This window comes from Sphingopyxis sp. OPL5, from assembly GCF_003797775.2.
Taxonomy (GTDB): Bacteria; Pseudomonadota; Alphaproteobacteria; order Sphingomonadales; family Sphingomonadaceae; genus Sphingopyxis.
Genome location: NZ_CP060725.1, coordinates 3,801,818 through 3,822,595, shown reverse-complemented (window position 1 = coordinate 3,822,595; position 20,778 = coordinate 3,801,818). Strand labels below are relative to the sequence as shown.

General features: G+C 65.0%; 19 protein-coding genes and 2 tRNA genes. 3 read left to right on the top strand and 18 right to left on the bottom strand.

All coding sequences use genetic code 11. The features are described 5' to 3' along the window. The gene (locus EEB18_RS18430) at positions 1-288 is read left to right on the top strand and encodes a hypothetical protein (protein ID WP_082545231.1); all 288 of its coding nucleotides are present in this window, start codon (positions 1-3) and stop codon (positions 286-288) included. Positions 289-389: 101 nt separating this feature from the next. On the opposite strand, the gene EEB18_RS18425 is transcribed toward EEB18_RS18430, so the two are convergent. Together EEB18_RS18425 and EEB18_RS18420 are read right to left on the bottom strand one after the other, a co-directional pair. Further along, on the bottom strand, positions 390-2,147 hold the full coding sequence (locus tag EEB18_RS18425; RefSeq protein ID WP_187140187.1) for a hypothetical protein: 1,758 nt from the start codon (positions 2,145-2,147) through the stop codon (positions 390-392). Between the two features lie 260 nt (positions 2,148-2,407). Continuing rightward, positions 2,408-4,090 carry a tetratricopeptide repeat protein gene (locus EEB18_RS18420; protein ID WP_187140188.1) on the bottom strand — a complete coding sequence of 561 codons (1,683 nt, stop codon included), beginning with the start codon at positions 4,088-4,090 and terminating at the stop codon, positions 2,408-2,410. Between the two features lie 346 nt (positions 4,091-4,436). Between EEB18_RS18420 and EEB18_RS18415 the strand changes: the two genes are divergently transcribed. Next, entirely contained in the window at positions 4,437-4,859 is a 423-nt protein-coding gene (locus tag EEB18_RS18415; protein ID WP_187140189.1) for a hypothetical protein, read from the top strand. A 22-nt stretch (positions 4,860-4,881) separates the two neighbouring features. Here the strand turns inward: EEB18_RS18415 and EEB18_RS18410 are convergent, their stop codons facing one another. The 14 genes from EEB18_RS18410 to EEB18_RS18345 all read right to left on the bottom strand — a co-directional run bounded on the left by EEB18_RS18410 (position 4,882) and on the right by EEB18_RS18345 (position 18,167). Beyond that, positions 4,882-5,796: a hypothetical protein gene (locus tag EEB18_RS18410; protein WP_187140190.1), complete on the bottom strand. Its 915-nt coding sequence runs from the start codon at positions 5,794-5,796 to the stop codon at positions 4,882-4,884. 5 nt (positions 5,797-5,801) lie between these two features. Continuing rightward, on the bottom strand, positions 5,802-8,258 hold the full coding sequence (locus tag EEB18_RS18405; protein WP_187140191.1) for a fimbrial biogenesis outer membrane usher protein: 2,457 nt from the start codon (positions 8,256-8,258) through the stop codon (positions 5,802-5,804). 241 nt (positions 8,259-8,499) lie between these two features. Then, positions 8,500-9,267, bottom strand: a complete 768-nt coding sequence (locus tag EEB18_RS18400; RefSeq protein ID WP_187140192.1) for a molecular chaperone — start codon at positions 9,265-9,267, stop codon at positions 8,500-8,502. Positions 9,268-9,385: 118 nt separating this feature from the next. Next, positions 9,386-9,985, bottom strand: a complete 600-nt coding sequence (locus tag EEB18_RS18395) for a hypothetical protein (RefSeq protein ID WP_056351356.1) — start codon at positions 9,983-9,985, stop codon at positions 9,386-9,388. A 49-nt stretch (positions 9,986-10,034) separates the two neighbouring features. After that, positions 10,035-10,607, bottom strand: coding sequence for a hypothetical protein (locus EEB18_RS18390; protein WP_156377819.1), 573 nt, complete (start codon positions 10,605-10,607; stop codon positions 10,035-10,037). Between the two features lie 26 nt (positions 10,608-10,633). After that, the gene (locus EEB18_RS18385; RefSeq protein WP_156377818.1) at positions 10,634-11,164 is read right to left on the bottom strand and encodes a hypothetical protein; all 531 of its coding nucleotides are present in this window, start codon (positions 11,162-11,164) and stop codon (positions 10,634-10,636) included. A gap of 91 nt (positions 11,165-11,255) precedes the next feature. Continuing rightward, positions 11,256-11,873 carry a hypothetical protein gene (locus tag EEB18_RS18380; protein WP_187669023.1) on the bottom strand — a complete coding sequence of 206 codons (618 nt, stop codon included), beginning with the start codon at positions 11,871-11,873 and terminating at the stop codon, positions 11,256-11,258. Positions 11,874-11,979: 106 nt separating this feature from the next. Continuing rightward, a complete protein-coding gene (locus tag EEB18_RS18375; RefSeq protein WP_187140194.1) occupies positions 11,980-12,564 on the bottom strand; it encodes a hypothetical protein in 585 nt (194 codons plus the stop codon). Between the two features lie 806 nt (positions 12,565-13,370). Further along, positions 13,371-13,447: transfer RNA gene (locus EEB18_RS18370), tRNA-Pro, on the bottom strand. A gap of 61 nt (positions 13,448-13,508) precedes the next feature. Then, on the bottom strand, positions 13,509-14,984 hold the full coding sequence (locus tag EEB18_RS18365) for a M20 family peptidase (protein ID WP_187140195.1): 1,476 nt from the start codon (positions 14,982-14,984) through the stop codon (positions 13,509-13,511). Between the two features lie 68 nt (positions 14,985-15,052). Beyond that, positions 15,053-15,286, bottom strand: coding sequence for a hypothetical protein (locus EEB18_RS18360; RefSeq protein ID WP_187140196.1), 234 nt, complete (start codon positions 15,284-15,286; stop codon positions 15,053-15,055). Positions 15,287-15,320: 34 nt separating this feature from the next. Then, positions 15,321-15,395 (bottom strand) — tRNA-Ile (locus tag EEB18_RS18355). A 67-nt stretch (positions 15,396-15,462) separates the two neighbouring features. After that, positions 15,463-16,380, bottom strand: coding sequence for a polysaccharide deacetylase family protein (locus tag EEB18_RS18350; RefSeq protein ID WP_262407999.1), 918 nt, complete (start codon positions 16,378-16,380; stop codon positions 15,463-15,465). A gap of 119 nt (positions 16,381-16,499) precedes the next feature. After that, complete coding sequence (locus tag EEB18_RS18345; protein ID WP_262407998.1) at positions 16,500-18,167, bottom strand: histidine kinase dimerization/phospho-acceptor domain-containing protein; 1,668 nt, start codon at positions 18,165-18,167, stop codon at positions 16,500-16,502. Between the two features lie 167 nt (positions 18,168-18,334). Between EEB18_RS18345 and EEB18_RS18340 the strand changes: the two genes are divergently transcribed. Next, a complete protein-coding gene (locus EEB18_RS18340) occupies positions 18,335-18,808 on the top strand; it encodes an Lrp/AsnC family transcriptional regulator (RefSeq protein WP_056351336.1) in 474 nt (157 codons plus the stop codon). 75 nt (positions 18,809-18,883) lie between these two features. Here the strand turns inward: EEB18_RS18340 and EEB18_RS18335 are convergent, their stop codons facing one another. Further along, positions 18,884-20,206, bottom strand: coding sequence for a tetratricopeptide repeat protein (locus EEB18_RS18335; RefSeq protein WP_187140198.1), 1,323 nt, complete (start codon positions 20,204-20,206; stop codon positions 18,884-18,886). A 168-nt stretch (positions 20,207-20,374) separates the two neighbouring features. Beyond that, a complete protein-coding gene (locus EEB18_RS18330; RefSeq protein ID WP_056351331.1) occupies positions 20,375-20,671 on the bottom strand; it encodes a hypothetical protein in 297 nt (98 codons plus the stop codon). Between the last annotated feature and the right edge of the window lie 107 nt (positions 20,672-20,778).

The window sequence follows — 20,778 nt, the reverse complement described above, 5'->3', positions numbered from 1 at the left end:
ATGAAGAAGTTTGCTGCTATCGCCGTTGCTGCCAGCATGTTCGCCCTCGCCGCTTGCGGTGAAAAGGCTGCTGAAGAGCCCGCCACCACCGAAGCTCCGGCCGCAGACGCGACCGCTGAAGCTGGTGCCGACGCCGCTGCTGCCGGTGCCGACGCTGCTGCTGCTGGCGCCGAAGCTGCTGCCGCTGCTCCGGCTGCTGACGCTGCCGCTGCTCCGGCTGCTGACGCCGCCGCTGCCCCGGCTGCGGACGCCAAGGCTGCTGCTCCGGCTGAAGAAGCCAAGAAGTAAGTCACAGCCCCTCGGGGCATGACTGAACCGAAAGAGGCGGTCTTCCTTAGGGAAGGCCGCCTTTTTTCGTTGGGCGCTAAGGATGCGCGAGACGCTGCGCGCTAATCGTGCACCCAAAAGCCGCTCGCCGCGAAGTCGGCGCCGAGCCACCAGTCGGGGCGCGACGTCCCGTAGCGGAAGTTGACGCGTCCGGCCTGACTCTGCAGCGGCGAGGTAACCTCGCCCGCAGCATTGCGCTTGGCCTTTTGCGTGGCGGTTTCTGGCACGACCATCACGATATGCCCCGACTTGCCCTCGACCGTGTTGCGGCCGCAGATGATACCGAGCCCGCCCGCATTGGCGACATCCTGCAGCTTGGTGAGGGTGCCCGTCTGCCGCCAGCCATAGTCGGAGCCATAGTCGGTGAGCCAGCGGTAGAGCGCGTTGGCGCGCATCTCGTCGACCGTCGCGAGATAGGCGGGCTCGACCTTTTCGCCGGTGCGCAGCCGTTCGATCGCCTTCGACGTCCACCACACCCGCGGCAAATAGGCGCCGGCGAGGGTGCAGAAATCATGGGCATAAAGGTTGCAATAGGTCGGCCCGGCGGGCTTGTAGCGCAGATGCGCCGGATTCTCGCTGTCGAGATAGGCGATGATCGCGGCGATATTGGCGCAGCGCGCGGCCGCCGACCCGGTGCCCCGCGTCGGCATGTTCGCCTCGCTTAGCGGATAGGCGCCGCCCTGATTGGGCAGGTCGGTGCGTTTGGTGACCGCCCCCACCTTCCGCTTGAGGTGAACCTCGGGAAGCACCGAACCCGATGCGGTCGCCGGACGCGAGGGAAGCGCCACCGGCGCCGCGACGGGCGGTGTCGCAGGCGGCGGCGGTGCCACCACGGGAGTCACGACGGCCTTCAACAACGACGCCGAGGCGAAACCACGCTTCAATGCGCCCTGGATGCTCGCCTCGACTTCGAGGAAGCCGTTCACCGGCACGTCGCTGATCGCGCGGACCAGCGAATGACGCGGCAGCGCGGCGAAACGATTGTCGGGCTGCCCGGCGCCCGGCTTCGCGGCGGTCCGACGCAGCGCCAGCGGGTCGGACAGGGTTTCGACGCGGTAGGTCTTGCCCGTCGCGGTGACGGGAGACGGCGGCGGCACCGGGGTCGGCGGCGTGATGACCGGCGGCGAAAAGACGACCGCACGCGCCGCCTTGATATATTCGGCGATGAACTGGCCGTAATATTTCTTGCTGCCGTCGGCGAGCTTGACGAAGTGCCCCTGTTGCAGCCCCTTCGCCGAATTATAGCCGCCGGTGTTATAGGCGATCGCGACCGCACATAGCTCGGCGTCGGTCAGAACCGGCCGGCCGTCGAGCCCGATCTTCGTCTTTTTCGCCTTTAATTCGGAGAGGCATTTGCCGAGCGACTTTTCGAAGACCTCATAATCGCGGTTGAGGAAATAATCGGGATCGACGTTGCGGAAAAATTGAATGTCGTACTGGAAGATACCGTAACCATGGCAGAATTTATTCTGGTTGGTGAGAACCGGCTGGTACGCAGAGATTTTGGCCGCCATCGCCGCCAGAGCGGATCTGGCGATCGCGAACATCTGCGCGCCCTTGGGATGCGCCTCCAGTTCAGCGCGATTTTTCGGCCAGGCGCTTTCGCGCTTGGGGAAATCGAGCGTGTCGCCGGTGCAGAGTTTCAATATCTGCTCGACCGGCAGGCCACGCCGCGACAGTGGACCCCAGATTTCCTTGCCCGTTTCCTGATAGGCGATCGCCGCGATCAGATCGAGCGTGAAGGGCGTGCCGCGGACCGCCTCCAGGACGCGCGTACCGAAATTGCCCTTGAACCAGGCCATATCCTGCGAAATGCTCATGCTGCTGAATCCCCATTCTCGAGGCAACAGCGTCTGGCATGGCCGACCGGCGTCCAGACAGGCCATCGCCTGCCGTCCCATCTTCAACCTCTAGGGGCGACCCGGAATGTTTGTTGGACTCGGCGCGACAAAGCGCGCCCGGACGACAAGAGGATGCCGAATTTGGTGGCGGAGTCAATCGCGGCGCTTGTCCCCGTGGGCCGACAGCATCTCCTGTAGCGGGTCTCCAAGCCCGAACAGGCCGTCGTCAGGCCGGGACGTCAGTTCCCCGTCGCGCGTTCCGGCGAACGGCATCGATCGAACAACTGCGACATCGCGCCGTAAAGTCTGTCGTTCCAGATCCGGTCCTTGAACGGAATAGCCTTCAACAATTCGAGGTCATAGTCCGGCCTGCTGCTCAACAGCTTTGCCGCGGCACGCTCGGCCTCTTCATGATCGCCGTTCATCCAAAGCGCCGCGGCCCCATAGACATGGCCGAACGAATATCCCGGACGCCGGGCCAGTGCGGAGTTCGCGCTGTTGACCGCCTCGTCGTAGTTTTCGAGCATGATATTGGCGAGCGCCAGTTGCCCGAAGCGATGAAAATTCTTGTTGTCCTGGGGGGTCAAGCGCAAGGCCGTATGGATCGTGCGGATCCCGTCGTCGGGCTCGCCCGATAATATATAACATGTACCCAACTGGGCGTAAGCAGGCGAAAAGCTGGGGTTCAGCGCAATCGCCTCGTGCATCAGGGCCGCGGCACTGTCGTGCTGGCCCTGCCACATGTCGATGACCCCCAGCAGCAGCCACGCACGCGCGTCATAAGGATCGATGTCGCGCGCGAGCGCGACCCGAGCGCGGAGATCGTCGAACGATCCCGGCACCGATGCGGTCGCCCAGATACGAGAGGCCTCCGCTTCGGCCTGCTCGATTATGAGGTCCACCGTTCCCGGTCGCGCCGTCGCCGCGAGGTCCAGCAGATCGGCGGTCAGTTCCGCATCGGCACGCGTGAGGCGGCGCTTGTGCCAGCGGGCGCGCCACAAAAGTTCATCGGGATTGAGATCCTCGATCGGGCGATCCTGCAACCGTTCCGCCTGATCCGCCTCGATGCGCGACGAAACCGCGGCGATGGCATCGATCGCGACGCGCTTGATGTCGCCGCCCGGTCCGTTCTGGTTGAGATCGTGACGGCTCGACCAGATCACGCGGCCCGAAGCCGCCTCGCACAAGGAGATCAAAATCGCCTCGCCCGGCACGGGTTGGCAGCTCAAAAGATACACCACCCCCTGCGTCTTGCGCGCGCGAACCAGGCTGCCCCGCCCGGACAGGCGCTGGTTCGCCGCCGGCGCTCCGACAAGGGGCAACCAGCGCAGGCCCGCGATGCTCTCGGCCAGATGACCGACCAACTCCTCGACGGTCGCCGCCTGGCCTTCGGGGAGGTCATGATCATGGACCAGGATGCTGATCGCGGGACGCCCATCGGCCTGCTGACCATCGTCATCGGATAGCGCCGAGGGCCGATCGCCGACAAAGAGGTCGCCGGCGGCCTCGCGCGCCGAGTCGATGGCCTGTCGTTCCTCGCGGAGCCAGTCCTCGAATCCTTCTTCCCAGGCGATGTCGATCCCTTCGAGAAATTCGTCGCGCGATTCAGCGACCCGGGCGGGGTCGCGGACGTCGACAAGGATCTGCGTCAGATCGAGCGCGACGGTTTCGTAACCGATGATCAACAAGGGATGATCGCCGGAATTGACCAGCGATCGCAGGTTCGAAAGCTCGCGGCGAAGGCTGGCTTGCGAATTGGCTCGCTCGCGGCTGCCCCAGATGCGCTCCTGCAACCAGCGGCGCGAGCGCTCGCCCGAACGGGACGTCGCCAGCATCGCGAGCAGGATGCGCGATCGTTTCGCGGCAATCGGCACGCGTGACCCATCTGGTCGCGCCAATCGAAACGATCCGATCAGGTCCAACCGGAAAAATTTACTTCCCACCACACCCAAGCCCCATGATTAATTCTATATTATCTTTGTATGTTTTTGCAAAAAGTAAGTTTTATTTTCGAATGACCCTAAATTAATTTGGGGTGGTGCCGCGCGAATTCGCCACGTCACGCCCTGCCCCACCGCCGGCAGCGGATTCCGTCGGCGATGGCTCCAATGACGCAAAATCGCGGCGGTCCCGACGATCTCTGCCGACCCGAATCGCCATCCGCCGTCGCGCAACACCCTGTCGCCCCGGCCTGATCGGCCTGCTTCCAATCCCTTCTTAACTATTTCGCATTAGACCCCCGGTGTCGAACAGGAGTTGAGAACGCCAATGTTGCGAAAGAATCGAATTGCCGGGGCCGCGATGCTTGCCGTCGTCGCGCTTTCGTCGACCCCGACTGTGGGGAGCGTCAGCAAGACTATTTACCTGCGCGCGCATGTTCCGGTATATTGCAACGTCGAGTTGCTGCCGACGCTGGGCGCTCCGTCGAACGATGGCGTCGTCAACCTGGGCATGTCGCAGGAACTGTGCAACTCGCCGCGCGGCTATCGCGTCATCCTCCAGCATCCGGTCGACATGCCCGAGGCGGCGGTGATCAGCGATTCCGATCGGATCCCGCTTTCGGCGACCGGTGAAACGGTACTGTCCGATTCCGACCATGCGGGCTTTCATTTCCGCCAGCTGGCGCTCGACCTCGGCGATGATCCGGCAACGATCAACCGCCTCGGCCTGCGGATGGAAGTCAAATATTGACGCGTTGAGCGGGTGACCCTCATCAGGTCACCGGGGCGAGCGTCAGGATCAGCGTATCACTATAGGCTCCGGCGCGTTTCGACGACACATCGTCGACGACGACCTCGAGCGGAATCTGCTGGCCGGCGAGCCCGGCGCGCGGATTGGTGAAGCCCGCGCCGGTATCGAGCGCCAGCGCGCGACCGCCAAAACGAACCACATAGGGAATCCGGTCGGCCTTGTCGGTGCCGGCGGCGCCTTCGCGCAGCATCACGCTGCCGTTGACGCTGCGCGCGGTGACGGCAAAGCGTCCGGTGCTGCGGACCGAGACCGACAGCGACCGCGTCAGCGTCGAAAAATCGAGAAAATCGATTTCGCCCTGGGTCGATGCGCCCGCGACATTCGCGCTCAATACATTGGGCACCTGGACCGTGACGGTCACGATGCCCGGGATTTCCTCGGGTATCGAGCTATCGCGGTCGGCGCACCAATAGCGGATCGTGTACTGCTCGCGATAGACACCCGCCGGCAGATCTTCGCGCAGGTTGGTCAGGAACAGCCGCAGCGTCGCTTGCTGGCTGTTGTCGTCGGCGCCGATCGTGACCGATCCCGACCGCAACAGCGCATAGGCTTCGCTGCGGGTCGCGCCGATATTGCGGCCCGAATCGTCGCTCCGCCATTCCAGCTGCGGCCCGCCCGTCACGCCGACGCGCGACCGGACCGACGAATCCTCGTCGACGATCTGGTACGTCACGGTGATCGGCGCGTTGCCGACCCCGACCCGGCGAAACATCATCGTGACCGGCTGCATGACCTGTGCCGCGCCCGTCGCGTCGAGCGGATCGACGCGGACGTCGGGTATGATCACCGGATCGACCGTCACGCATTGCGCGGCGGCGGTGGTGCCGAATGCGGCCAGAGGAAGAGCGACCGCAAGGGCCATCGCGAAGTTTTTCACGCCGTTCACCTTTCATCCGCTGGATTGACATCGCCGATGCGCACGATGCCGGAATCGGTTTCCGGTATATCCAGTTCATATATGATCGGCGGGCTATCGTTCATTTCGATCCGCCAGCGACCGGGCCGCAGCCCGCTGATTCCAAACCGGCCCTGCCGGTTGGTGAACAGTTCGACCCGGCGCTGCTCTCCGCCGATTTCGATCGCCTGTCCGACCTTGAGCGCCAGCGGTTCGCCGCCGAGGGTCAGACGGCCGATTGCCATCACGTTGTAATCCGATCCCACGGCGACGACATATCCCGACCTGTAGGGCGCATACATGCGGATCGATCCGGTCCCGAGGTCGAGGCCGGCCGTCGCATTGGGGACATCATAGGTCAGCGTGCGCGGCGAATAGGAACCGACCTGCCCATAGAGCGCGGGGCCGAACGTCCCCGAGCGCGCCTGATAGCTGCCCTGCGACGGCTCGACCTCGATCGACAGGCCCTTGCCGCCCTTATACGGGCGCATGATGGCGAAGCTGTCGCTGATCGGACGCCCGACCGCGAAGGATCCGCCGGCGAACGCAATCGACGACGCGACGCGCAGCGACGTGCGCTGATCGACGATGCTGTTGCTCTGCTGCGAATAGGCCGCGGTGTGGGCGAGGCCGACATCGGCGCGGTTCGCGACATAATTGCCGCTCGCGTTGACGCTGTAGGTGTCCGACGCGACATCGACGTTGGCGACGCCGCTCCACGCCCCGACGCCATAGCCGCCGGAACTCTGCATCCCCAGCCGGACGCGGTCGTCGCGGCTGTCATATTCGGCGCGCGCCGAGGTGCGGGCGCCGAAACGCCGGACCAGCGAAACCCGGACGCTCTTGTCGTCGCCGCGCGCGCCGCGGCTCCATTCGCCGTCGATGACGACGTTGGTCGACAGGTCGATCCGGTGCCCCGCGCTCAGGCGAATGGAGCGTTCGTCGGCAAAGGCGCCGCGCCCTTTGGAATAGCGGGCCTGCGCCCCCAGGAACGACGCGCGGCCGAGCGAGCGGTTAAAGCTGACCGTGGCGTTGAAGCTGTACGGATTGTCGGCGGCCAATTGCCCCACGGCGCCGAACCGCCGGCTTCGCGTTTCAAAGGTGGCGATGAGCGAGGAGCCGCCGTTGGCGGCCTGGGTCACGCGCTCGATCGAGAAATTGGCCGCCCAGCCGCTGCCGGTCGACGGGATATAGCTGTAGGCGACATCGCCGCCGATCGTGCCCCAGTCGGTACCCAGCACCGCTTCGCCGCCGACGAGATACGCCTTGTTGGCATATTGGAAATTGCCACCGAGGGTCAGATTGTCGTTGAGACCGCGGCGGTAGAAGCCGGAGACCGCGAGATCGTTGCTGTAATCGAGCCCGTCGGTCCGGGCGGTGAGCACGCCGATGTTGAGATTATATTCGGAGAGTCCCTGCGCGAGCTGGCTGCGTTCGATGAAGGTCGTGAAGGCGATCACGTCGCGGCGCCCGGTGTCGTCGACGATCACCAGTTCGACGTCGTTGCCACCCTGCGCGAAGGGGAAATCGCTGACATTATAGGTGCCCGGCTGCAGGCGGAGCGTCCGCACCGTGCGGCCGTTGACGATCGCCTCGACCGTCGCATCGCGTTCGAGCGAAAAGGTGCGGCCGCCGCGCGGCGCGACGTTGCGTTGCGGGTCGAGCAAGGCATAGCTGCGCGCGATGCCGATACCGGCGATGTCGACGGCGCCCTGAAAGCCCCGGCTTTCCGAAAGCAGGTCGCCCGCGGTCCACCGCGCAAGACGGTCGGAATCGTCGTAGACGACCCGCGATCCGGTCCGGCGGAAACTGCTTCGCTGGCCGTTATATTCGCCTTCGGACTCGACGACGAACTTGCCGATGCGCGTGGCGCTGTCGAACAACAGGAAAGGATCGCCGAGGCCGGTCTGGCCGCCCTTGTGGACATAATCCAGCGATCCGCGAATATTGACATAGGCGGAGAATTTCTCCGGCGTCGCAAACTCGCCGATCTTGGCGGGATCGAGGTCGCTGAGGCCGATCGTGCGCAACGCCCGGTCGGCGGTCGCGATGCTGAGCGTCAGTTCGAGGGTTCGTTTGTCGAACAGGAGCGGGACGCCGCGTTGCTCGAACAGCGAAAGCGGCGCGAAGCCCTGGTCCGACGGTGTTGCCCGCAATTCGCTGAGCCGCGCGGTATCGAGCCGCGGCGTGAGCAGTTCGACAAGCCGGTCGACCGAAATCAGGATCGTGTCATCGGAGGTGATCTGGACTTCGATGTCACCGACATAATTGGGGCCGTCCTTGACCGGAACGACGATCGTCATGGTCCGCCCGGTGCTGTTCAGGCGGACTTCGTCGGTCGCCTGCATCGCGGCGGCCGAGACCGAGCCGAAGGGCAATGATACGCCCTGGGTCGCGGGTGGCGGCGGCAACGACGCTTCCTCGCCCGCGCGCACGACAGGCATCCGCGGGACACAGGTCCTCAGCGACAGCGGTTCGCACGATCGCGTCGCCGGCGGAAAAATGGCCCTGCCGTGGTCCCAAGGAACAATCGGTGCCGAGCGCGGATCCGGATTCAGCGGCGCGCGCGAAGCGTCCCGCACCTCCGCCGCGTCGACCGGAAGCGTGAAAGCCAGTGCCGCGGCAACAGCCCAGGGGCATGCCCCCCATCGATAAGATCGCCGAACGCCCCCTCGCACGATGGAATCAACGCGACCGGCCGGACGTCAGCACTTCCGCAGTGCCTTCCGGGTTTTCAAGATCGATCGGCGCCACGAACTTGCGGCTGGTTTCGGGGCCGACGAGGCCGAAACCGATCATCTGCTGCACGTCGCTGCTGTTGAGCGACCGGCGGAAAAGCTCTTTGCCGCCGGCATCGCGCTGGATCAGGGTGAGCGACCCGCTGCTGATATAGCCGTAATTCTTGCCCGTATTATGCACGGTAAAGGCGATCCGTGCCGGAGCATCCGCGACCGGGCGCACGATTTCCGCGCTTTCGATCGTCAGCTTGGGCTCGCCCGCGACGATCGAAGAGACATTGATCATCGCCTGGAAATTATAGAGCACCTGGATCGTCGACTGGCCGCCGGGGACTTCGACCGGCAATTGCGAAACCTCCGCATAATAATGGCGACTGCGATCGACCTCGGGGTCGCCGACATATTGGATGCGGAACGACTGGGTCGCGCCGGGGGGGATGATGGCCTGCGCGGGAAAGGCGACTAGGTCGTCGGTCAGGCGATCGGATGCCTTGACGGTGTCGGGCAGCAAGTCGGCCTCGACCAACCGGATTTCGACCGGAAGCGGGTTGGTACCCGTGTTTTCCACGCGGATTTGCCCGCCCATCTGACGCCCGGACATCTGCAAGTCGAGGATGACCGGCTGAACCGTCATCGCCGCCTGTGCGGCGGCGGAAAACAAACCGAGAATGGCCGCAAACGCGGCGGCAACGAACAACGACTTCAACTTAAGCATCTTGCCCCCAAAAGTGCCGCCTTGCCGGCAACACGAAATTTGGCAGGCGTCGAAACCACGACGCCTGCCCCCCAATTCACTTCGGTATCAATCGTGCCACTGACATGGCTGAATGCCGTCACCCCGCCACGGAAATGGTGATGGTCAGCTGATCGGTGTAGGTGCCAGCAAGCATCGGGGCGTTGGTGGGGTCGCGCAGCAAGCCCATGCGGACGTCGAAGTCGCGCACGCCGGGCGGAACGCGCGAACCATGATCGTAGGTCCGGCTATCGCCGGGCGCCGACGGCACGAAGTTCAGAACGCCCCAGCTCTGGTCGCGCCAATTGGCGTTGTAGGTCATCCGGCGCATCCGCACGAAGCCAGCGGGCGGGCTTCCCGACGAGGCATCATGGGCCAGTCCGCCGTTCGAGCTGGTCACCGTGATCGTGTGCGTGGTGTTGCACGCCGCCTGACCGCGGACGCGGATCGCGACCTCGGCGGTCGACTGAACCGCATTGCCGGCGCTGTCAGCCACCAGCGCGGAGGGGATCGTCCAGGTGTTGCCGCTGAACTGCGACGCGCTGACATTGTTCGTCGAAGACGCGAACTGCCAGGTGCTGGGCAGGCTGCAGAAGGCTTCGGCGGTGCCGATGACATCGACCGAAGCGCTGTCCTGCGCCGCCGCCGGTGTTGCAAGCGTCGCCAGTGCAGCGACGCCGAGGATCAAAATGGATTTCATGACGGAGGTTCCTCCATGGCATGCGGAAAGGTGAGGACGAGCCGACATCTCAGTTCGTCGCCAAAGTGACGGTGACGCGGCCGCGATAGCTGCCGGCTTCGAGCATCAGATTGGGCTGTTCGGCCCGCGCTGCGGTCAGCGTCTCAAGTTTCGAGATATCGAGCCGCAGCCCCGCCGCAGGCGCTGCGCGCGCTTCGGGCCATTCCAGGAATGCCTGGTCGCTTCCACTGCGCGGGCGAAAGCCGACGGGTGCCGCCCATCCGACGAGCTTCGCATCAAAAGTGATGTGACGGGTCATGTAGGCGGGCTGGGCATAAGGCTTCGCGGTCTCAAGCGTCATCGGCTGCCCCTCGATCGTCAGCCGGTGCGAGGTGTTGCACCAGGCGTCGGCGATCACTGCGGTACCGACCGTCGTAGGCACCTTAAGCGACGCAGCGAGGAGGCCGTCAGGACCCGACAGATCGCCGAGGTTGATCTCGGTGACGTTGGGCGATCCCAGGCTGCAGGCGCCGATCACGGTCGACCCGAGCTCGATCTCGGCGGAAACTTCATTCGCATGGGCAACGCCGGATACAGCAAGCGCTGCGATCCCGACGGTCACCAATTTGAGGCGATGGAACATATCGTCACTCCCAAACAAGATCAGCATCACTGGGCGAGCGAAACGGTGAGGCGAACCTGACCGTTATAGCTGCCCGCGACGGGACGAAGATTGTTGGCCACGGTCGGATTGGAAAGCGTCAGCTTCATCTGACCAATATTCGCCTCGGGTGCGGAGATTTCCTGGCCCGACGCGGCCGTGCTGGTGACGTTGCCCGTGACATCGTCCCAGACCAGCGTCGCGGTGTAGTCGACGCGATTGGTGAACGACGCCGAGTCAGAAACGAACGTCACGGTGTCGTGCCGCAGCGGGTCGGCCGTGATCGTGACTTTCGACGGTGCGTTGCAATAGAAGCTCGCCGCAAGTTCGCGCTCGTCGGTGCCACTGAAATCGCTGACGATCTGCCCCGTCGCGCCGGTCAAGCTGCCGAGGTTGATCGGAGTCGAACTGATCGACAGTTCGGAGCAAAAGGGCGCGACTTGCGATTTGACGGTAAAGGTGTCGCTGTCCTGCGCCATGGCAGGAACCGCATACACCGTGGCGCCCAGCACCAATGCGCGAAGCAGGGTGGTTTTCACGATCTTCTCCTATACTCATCCGCGAGGCGGACGTGCTGTTCGGCGGCTAGCGATGCCGCCATGATCTCACCGACCGGTGAAAAATTCATGGTCATGCCCGCACCGCCAATTCGACGACGATGGTGTCGCGATACCGGCCAAGGGCCGGGTCGTCGGTCGCACCGGGACCGTTCCAGCGCAGGCTCATCGTGCCCGACCGGTTGATGGCGGTGGCGTCACCCGACGACCACCCCTCTCCTCCGCCAAAGGCACAGCCCGAACCTTGCTGATCGGACAATTGGTCGGCGCGGCACCAGCCCAGGGCATTTGCCCCGGAGTCGGTGTCCACGTTGACCGAAATTTCATAAGGGATGCGCCGGGCCACGCCTTCGAGACCATGCTCGGCGACGAACCCGCCTTCCCCGGACCGTACGCGCAGTTGAAACGGCGCGTTGCAATCGAGACCGAAATGCGCCTTGGCATCGCCCTGGCGATTGAAGTCCAGTCGGTCCGCGGCGAGCATCGGCGGCGATGCCATGCGGCACCGGGCGCTGACTTCGCCCCGCAGATCGATCCGCAATTCGGTCGGCGCACCCAGCGGCGCGTCGGATGACGTATAGCCGGTGCCCAACGCCGCCACACCGAGTTCGCCCGCCGAAGCGGTCGCCGCCCCGCCAATCCCGCCGAGCAGGAGCAGCAGGGCAGAGGCCCGGTGCAAGGTGATGGTCAATCCGCGCATAAAATCCGATGTCCGCTGGATGCGATCCGAAAGCGTTCCCCGCCCAGCCTGTCATCGACACCAAGAGGCGCGATAACAGACGGGCGGGGAATGCCGATTAGATGGCGGTGGCGGTGAAACGGACGTAGCCGTTATAGTCACCAGCAACCGCACGACGGTTCGACGGGTCGGCAACGACCTGGATCGAGTCGGCGCCGCCGAAGGCACGCAGGCCGGTTTCGAATGCACCACCGGTCGCGCCGGTCAGGCTCTTGACGCCGCTAGCTTCGCCAACCGTGCTCAGGGTCGCATCCTGGCCCGCACCGACATAGACACCAGCGTCGGTGACGACGACGACGTCGAAACGATTGGTGAACGAGCTGGTATCGGCGCTCGACGACGTGCTGGTCAGTGCACCGACCGACAGCGTCACGTTGGCGGCGCCGTTGCACCACACGTTGCCGAAGCTGCGGTTGGTGAAGGTCTGACCCGCGAACTGGCCGTTGGCGTTTGCGAGATTGACGCTGATGTCGGCCTGGTCCCAAGCCGCGTCCGAAGCGGCGCCCGACTTGTGGTTGCCAACGCCGCACGCCTTGTCGACGGTCGCGCTCAGCAGGATTTCACCGGTCGCGCTCGTCTGCGCAAAGGCCGGGGTCGAAGCAAGCAGGCCAATGGCCGAAACAGCAGCAAAAAGGGTCTTCATGACTATCTCCACATGTTGAACCGACCCGGCGGGCCGGCGTAGCTTTCCCGGAAGACCGTCCCCCTCCCCACAGGATGGAAACCGGCCCCTTGTTGCGCCGCGATCGCTCGCCACGCATCCACCTGCTCGCGCCGGGATTGGACACGAACCTGCGGCGGGGCCGACGGCCCCGAGATTGGGCTTTGCCCGCAAGGACGCAGCCGCAACTCCGCCGAACAGGCCGAAGCCCGTCGACAAAAGCTCTATGGTTAGTTTGCGTGGCCGTTACTCGGCCGGTGGCCCCCGATCGCCCTGGCGATCAATGCCCCATTAGTCGTCCAAAGCGGTGCGACAGTTTCCGCCTGGCTCCCCCTCGCAGAACCAATCCTTAATCTTGTGTCAACTAACTGCGGGGCGGTCGTCCCGACATCGTGAAAAAAACGTCCGACTATCGTGAATACTGGAGGGCCGCTTCTGTCTCAGTTCAGGACATTAACCAGTGGATCAACGCGTTACCGCGCTTTGCCAAAACGGACCCAACAAAGTTCGGGTTCTTTCGAGCGCCGCGATGCCGATTTTGACCCCGGTCATTCGACCGACGCCCCTCCGAGTCGCCCCGAGTCGCAAGCGCGACGGGACAGCAGGAATCGCTTCACCGGGGAATTTGTGCGCTATGCCTTATGGATAGGGAACGTCCGGATATGCTGGTGGGTTGGCTCGCTACGGGAAGTTGTGTCGCGCGCGGGTCGTGCGCGAAGCCATGCCGCCGCGTCTCCGGACCATGGCGGGCCGACGCCAAGCGCCGGGAAACACGTCAAAAGTGGAAATGGTCGGGGAGACAGGATTCGAACCTGCGACATCTTGCTCCCAAAGCAAGCGCGCTACCGGGCTGCGCCACTCCCCGACGCCGTCGCGCCTTTAACAGGCTGGCGCGGGATGTCTATCCCGGCCGGCCCGTCCGCCCCCTAGCCAGCCGACGTCGCGATCAGCCGGGCGTAGAAATCGATCATGCGCTGGAAGCTGTCGATCGCCATATGTTCGTTGGTGCCGTGGATCATCGCCGTTTCCTTCAGCGAAAAATGCATCGGCATGAAACGGTACACATCCTGCGACACCCCTTCCATGCTGCGGCTGTCGGTGCCGGCGACGACGAGCGTCGGCGTGAGCACCGCTTGCGGCGCGTCGGCGCGCGCTGCGGCGGCGATCCATTTCCAGCCCGGCGAACTGGTCGACGACACGCGCGACGGTTCGCGCGGCGGCTTGACCCAGGCGAGGTCGACCTTGGCATCGCCGACCGCGGCCCGCGCGCGCGCCATGACGTCGGCCGAGCTGTTCCACGGCGCGATGCGATAGTTGATCAGCGCATTGGCTGATTGCGGCAGGACATTTTCCTTGGGGCTCCCTTCCAGCATCGTCGGGGCGATGGTGGTGTGAAAGGCCGCGGCGGTCGAGGGCGTCGCGCCGAGTTGGCGCTTCAGCAGCGGCGCGAACAGCCAGGGGTTGGCGACCGCCATCCTGGTCGTGCCGCCCTTCTTTGCCGCCAGTGCCCCGATCATCGCCGCGCCGGGGCCGCGCAATTCGATCGGAAAGGGATCGCCGGTAATCCCGAGCACCGCCTTCGCGAGCGTTTCGACGCCGGTTTCGGCGGGCGGCATCGAACTGTGGCCGCCGGGGGCGTTGGCGGTGACGCGCAGCGTCGCATAGCCTTTTTCGGCGATGCCGATCATGATCGCGGGACCATCGATGACCGGGGTGTCGGTGAGTATGAGGCTGCCTTCGTCGAGGGTGAAGATCGCCTTCACCCCCTCTGCCTTGAGCTTCGCCGCCGCCGCGATCGCGCCGGTGCCACCGGCTTCTTCGTCGTGGCCCGAAACGAGATAGATGCCGCGTTTCGGCCTGAAGCCCACCTTCGCCAGCGCCTCGGTCGCCTCGAACAGCCCGATCAGCGAGCCCTTGTCGTCGACGGTGCCCCGGCCCCACACCGCCTGCTCGGCGATCGTCCCGGCAAAGGGCGGGTATTTCCAGTCCTTTTCGGTCCCCGCGGTCACCGGCACGACGTCCTGATGCGCCATGACGATGATCGGCGCGAGCGCGGGGTCGCTGCCCGGCCAGTGATAGACGAGCGTCCGGTTGGGCAGGATCGTCCGTGTCATCGTGCCGTGGGTCGCGGGATAGGTCGCCGCGAGCCACGCATGGAGCTTATCCCATTCGGCGATCTGGTTCTCGGCCGGGTCCTGGTGCGAGATGGTCAGGAACTGCGCCGCAGCGCTCAGATGCGCGACCGCGGCGTCCAGATCATAAGCGGGAACCGCGGCAAGCCGCACGTCGCTGCCGTCTGCGATGTTCGCCGGCTCGAAGGTCGCGGTGCGGACCGCGACGGTTCCGGCGATGATGGCCACGATGGCCAGCCCGCCCAGCAGGATCGTCCGCTTCTTCGCCATCAATTCTCTCCCCTTGTCGCGCCCAAAAGAGCGAAATGGGTTGCATATTGCAAGGGAAATGCCGTGGGCTAGCCCGGCTGGGACGGACTGAGTCGGTTGACGGTCGCACGGATCGCCAAAGCCGGGGCGACGGAGAACCCCAGCGCAGCCAGCAACGCTCCGGCCACCCACAGGGTCTCATCCGGACCGCAGCCTTCTTCGAAAAAGCAGGGGCCGAGAAACAGGTCCATCGTCAACGGAAAAAGGGCAAAGGCGATGATCGGCGTCAGAGCGAAAGCGACCTTGCCGCCGCGCGTTCCCATGGCCGAACTCCCACCTCTCCCCGACAATAGAAAATGGTGGGCCCGGCAGGACTCGAACCCGCAACCTAGCCGTTATGAGCGGCCGGCTCTACCATTGAGCTACAGGCCCCCGAGGGGATGGCGTGGCGATAGCGGAGCGCGGCGAGGCTTGGCAAGCGCGATCAGGGCGCTGATGCCTAACGTTGCGCCATATCGAGAATCGCCGCCGCGGTGGTCGGTTCGACCCCGCGTTTTGCGAGATGGCCAAGCACCACATCCCACCAGCGATAGAAGGCCGCCAGGTCGGCGTCGGTGCGGACATAGGGCGTGTTGCCCGGTTGCAGCGACGGTGAATGGAAGGAGAAGTTGAGCACCGGCAGCCGCGCCGCGACCGCGAGATCGATCGCCGCGCACGCCTTCGCGGCGGGAATGCCCTCGGGCGTCAACGCGATCCGTTCGGCGAGGCCGAGCCGCGCGAACGCCGCGCGGGTGTTCGACGAGGTGCGGTGATAGAGCCAGCGCCCGACCGGACCGAGCAGGCCGCCGAACAGCGTCGTCACCGGCATTTCGAGCAGGCGCTGTCCGCCGGTCTCGACCCACCAGGGATGGAGCGGCATCGCGCGATAATCGGGGCCGTGGCCGGGGCGATAATCGAAGCCCGAGCGCACCGACGTGTCGCAGCGGAAGCCAAGGTCGGCGAGCATGGCCGCGCTGTCGGGACCGACACCATAGCGACCGGCACGGTACACCGTCGGTGCCGCGCCGAAACGCGCCGCGATCGCGTCGCGCAGCGCGGTCATCTTGGCGCGTTGCAGGTCGGGCGGGAGGTTGCCGGTGTAGCTGTTGTAGGCGCTGACCACTTCGTCGTGCGGCGGGGTGACCCATGGGTGGAGCTGGGCACCGACCTCGCACCGCCCCGCCGCGCGCGCGGCGCCGAGGATCGCGACGGCGCGGTCGTCGGCGACGATCGGCCAATCGACGAGATAGATCGGCGCGACCCCGGCGCTTTCGAAAAAGGCCTGGCAATCGGTGAGCGCGGGGACCGAATCGAGCCGATAACCGGTGCGCGCGAAGGGCGCCGACCAGTCGAAATCCTCTTCGGTATCGATGGTCACCCAGAAGCGCGGGCTTTCGTCCGGTCGCAAGCGGACCAGATCCGACGCCGCGGGTGGCTTCAACAGATTATCCGCTCGTTCCACCGAGCTCTTCCCCTGCACGAGGTGCCCTGCCCCGATCAGTCTTCATGCTGCTGGACCATCGGATCCAGGGCAGACGCCGGGGTGGCGGAGGGAAGGTGCAAGGTCAAGGCGTTATGCCCGATATCGAGACGACCGCCCGCCGCGCGGGCGAGGCTGTCGACGAGCCGCAGCGAGAAGCCGAGGCTGAGAATCGCCGCGCCCGGCGCGTCGCCCTCGGGGCTGTAGCTGGGGTCGAGCAGGTCGCGGGCGGGCGTGAAACGGATCGCGACCGGGCGAACGAGCCGGAGCTGAAGTTCGTCCGTTTTCGCCGGATCGGTGACCAATTGCCCGACGAGCGTCGCGTTCGATTCGAACACATCGACCAGCGCGGTGATCAGCCGCCCGATCATCCGCCGCGCGCTGATATCCTCGACCGCGGCGTGGAACGGCCCGCCGACGCGCGAGATGCTGACCCCAACGCCATGCTCGGCGAACAATGGCGCGAGCTCGCGTTCGACCTGCGCGGTGATCGCCTCGATGTCGCTGTGTCCGCTGGCGGGGGCCACCGTCGTCGGGGCGGGCTGGGTCGCCGTCTGAAGATCGTCGATGATCGCCTGCACTGCCGCAGCATCGGCGACGATCGTGTCGGCCATAGCGCGATAGGCGCCGCTGACGGGGCCGAACATCTGGCCCGAGATGATCTGCGCGAAGCCCGAGATCGCGTTCAACGGGCTGCGCAGTTCGTGGATCAGCTGGCGGATCGAATCGCCGGCATTGTCCTCGGCGGGCAGGCCGTAGGGAATTTCGTTGCGATGCGGGCGCCGCGCGCTGCCGCGATAGCCGCGGAACTGGCCGCTGACGTGGTCGAACCAGGGCAAAGCCGAGAAACGCCATTCGCCGGCGTCGGCCTCGGCGCCTTCGAGGATCATGCGCGCGTTGATCATTTCGGCGCGCTGGCGGAACGCCCCCGCCGCGACGCCGTCGGTGCCGGGTTCGCCGCCGAACGCCGCCTCGGCGATCGACAGCCCGATCGCGGCGCCGCGCGGGACACCCTCGACCCAGTGGATGACGCCGTCGGAACCGGTTTCGAAGAGGAAGGATTCGCGCGCGACGGGTGCGGGGCGCGACGCGGCGGACGGCTGGCCGCGGCCCGCCTGATATTTGTCGATGCGGCGGACGAGTTCGCTGATCTGGCTCGGTTCGGTGTCGGGCGCCGGCGCCGAAGCCGGTTGGGGTTCGGGCGCGGACTCGGCCGTTGCTGCCTCCGGTTCCGCGATCCGGTCGGGCTGTGGCAGCGCGACCGAGGCAGCGCCGAGGCTGGCGAGCGCGCGGTTGACGCCTTGCGGCAGGTCGCTGCGCGCGGCGAGGAACGAGCGCGCCATCGGGCCGGTCGCGGGCAGCAGCGCGAGCCAGTCGGCCTCGGCCAGTTGCGCGTCGCGCAGCATCGCGAGCGACACCGCAGGCACGTCGTTGGCGTAGAGCGCGACGATCGGCGCGAACCGGCTGTGGCGCGCGATCGACCTGGCGCAGTCGCGGCGGACATTTTCGGGAATTTGCGGGCGCAAGACCGCGAGCGCGTGAAGCGAGCGGCGAATATCGTCATCGGCCAGTTGATTGCCGCGCTGCGCGAGAATATCGGAGAGTTGACGCCAGGCCGCGACACAGGTTCGCCGGTCGGCCGGCGCCTGACGCAATATGGTCGCGATCATCGTGTCGGCTGTCACGCGGTGCGGGCCCCCACCCCGTTGGTTGGTTAGCAGATATTTACCGGCTAGCGTGAATCATCCGGTCATGAAAGCGCCTTAACCAACCGCGTCGCATTGTGGGACAATTGCAATCGCCTGAAATATTATTATGGTCAGCGCCTCCAGAGGGAAGCGGAAGTTACAATATGGCGAGCCAGAAATTCGATCAGATCGACCTGCAAATCCTGCACGAACTGCAGAAGGACGGGCGGATGACCAATGTCGAACTCGCCCAACTGGTCGGATTGACCGCCCCGCCGTGCCTCCGCCGGGTGCGCGCGCTCGAGGAATCGGGGGTGATCCGCAGCTATCATGCCGACCTCGACGCCGCCAAGCTCGGCTATGGCATCACGGTGTTCGCGATGGTCAGCCTGCGCAGCCAGGCCGAATCCGATTTGAAGGCATTCGAGGACTATGTCGGCGCGCTCGCCGAGGTGCGCGAATGCTATATGCTCAACGGCGAGATCGACTTCCTGCTCAAGGTCGTCGCACGCGACCTGCAGAGCTTCCAGTCGTTCCTGACCGCCCATCTGACCTCGGCGCCCAATGTAACGAGCGTCAAGACCTCGCTCACGATCCGCACCGCGAAGCAACTCGCCGGGATCCCCGTCGAACCCTGACGGGGTTTCGAACCAGACATGAGAAAGGGCGCCACCCGCCGGGATGGCGCCCTTTTCGTTTGGGTACGGAGCCCCTTAGTTGGTCGGCGCCGGAGCCGGAGCTGCCGCCGCAGGAGCCGCCGCCGGGGTGTCGATCTTCACCGTCCACAGCTGGGCGAGACGCTTGCGCGGGCCGACCACCGATGCAAAGCTCGCCTTGGCGCCGGCGGCGTCGCCGGCCAGCGCCTGCGCAACGCCCATGCGATAGGTCCACAATTCCTTGTCGCCGCCCGCCGCGAGGGCCGCCTTGTACAGCGGGATCGAATCGGCATAGCGACCGTAGCCGACCATCGCATCGCCGGTCGCGCCCGCGGTCTTGGCGACCGAAAGCGTCGAGGGTTTCGCGGCATAAGCGGTCAGCGTCGATTCCTCGTCGCCGATGCGTTCGCTCTGGGTCTTGAGGACTTCGTCGAGCTTGGCGTCGGTCGCCTGGATAACCTTGCGGTCCTTGCCATATTTGATGACCGCGACGGCTTCGCCCGGCAGCGCGGCTTCGGTCGCGAGCGCCGCATATTCCAGATATTCCGGGCGCTGGAGCATCGCCCCAGTCGCGCGCATCAGGCGCAGCGTGTCGAGTCCGATTTCCTTGTTGTCGCCCGACTGCTGCAACAGGATGAACAGCGTCTGGCGCCACACTTCGGGCTGGTTGTAGTCGCGCAGGCGCAACGTCATCATGTCGACGACCTCATCGTTGCGCTTCGCCGCCTGCAGCTTCTGGATCGGGCGGACATAGAGCTCGTCCGACGGCCGCTGGCCGGCGGCGCGCGTGGCCTCGATCGAGGTTTTCGCCAACTCAACCGCCTTGTCGAGTTGATTGGTCTGCAAAAGGCTGTCGACCATGAACAGGTCTATCGCGGGTTCCTTGGAGCCGGCGGCCTTGGCGGCCTCGAGCCGCTGGATCGCCTTCGCATAATCCTTGTCCTGATAGGCGAACTGCCCCGAGAAGAAATTATAGGTCGCAACGCTTTCGGGGGGCGTGATGCCCGACGCCAGCATCCCGTCGAGTCCCTTGCCCTGCAGCACCTTGTCCTTGTTGAGGATGCCGAGTTGGAGCGTGTAGTTAGCGATCCAGTATCTGTCCTCGGTGGTCGACGCAGTGCCCTCACCCTCGGCTAGCGCCGCCTGAAGCGCCGCGGCATCCTTCGCATTATATGCATCTATCATCTTCTTGACCGAGGGGCCGAACGCCTTGCTCGCTGCGATGGTCGTGCCCTTCTTGGCTTCTTCTTCCTTGCCCTTCTTCTTTTCCTTCTTGGGCTTGTCCTGCGCCGCTGCGGGGGTGGCCGACATCGCCATCAGCGCGCAGCCCAGCACAGCGGCCATGGCCGTCGCGGGCATCGAGCGGAAACGGGTGAACATCTGAAATCTCTCCTTCGATTCGGCCGCCGCGCGCATAGGCACGCGCAGGTTCGACCGCGCTCTAAACGCGGCTAAACCTCCGACGTTGCCATGGCAAGACAGGCCCGGTTGATTTTGCAATGACCGGGGGCGGCTGAACGGCGATTGAACCCCGTTCGTCGATAAGGCTCAGGCGATCGCGTCGATCGCCTGGTTGATTTCGCGCAGGACCGCCGGATCGCCGGGGGCGCCGGCCATCGCGGCTTCGGCGAGCTGGATCAGCGGGATGATGCCGAAGGTGGCGGCGAGCCCCTTCAGGCGAAGCGCCGCGACGTTCCAGTTGGCGTCGCAGCGGGCGCGGCGCATCAGGTCGCTGAGGTCGCGCGCGCTGCCGGTGAACGCGTTGCGCAGGTCGAGCGTCATCGCGGGATCGTCGCCGACCGCCGCGTTCAGATACCGATCAAGAGGGCCGCTATCGAACGACATTCCACAGCCTTGACAGTCCATGGTTAAGTTTCCGTTTCATGGCGGGCATTTGCTGCTAAGATGCGACTATGACGGGGGATAAAAAAATCGTCGGTTTGTGGCGGGAA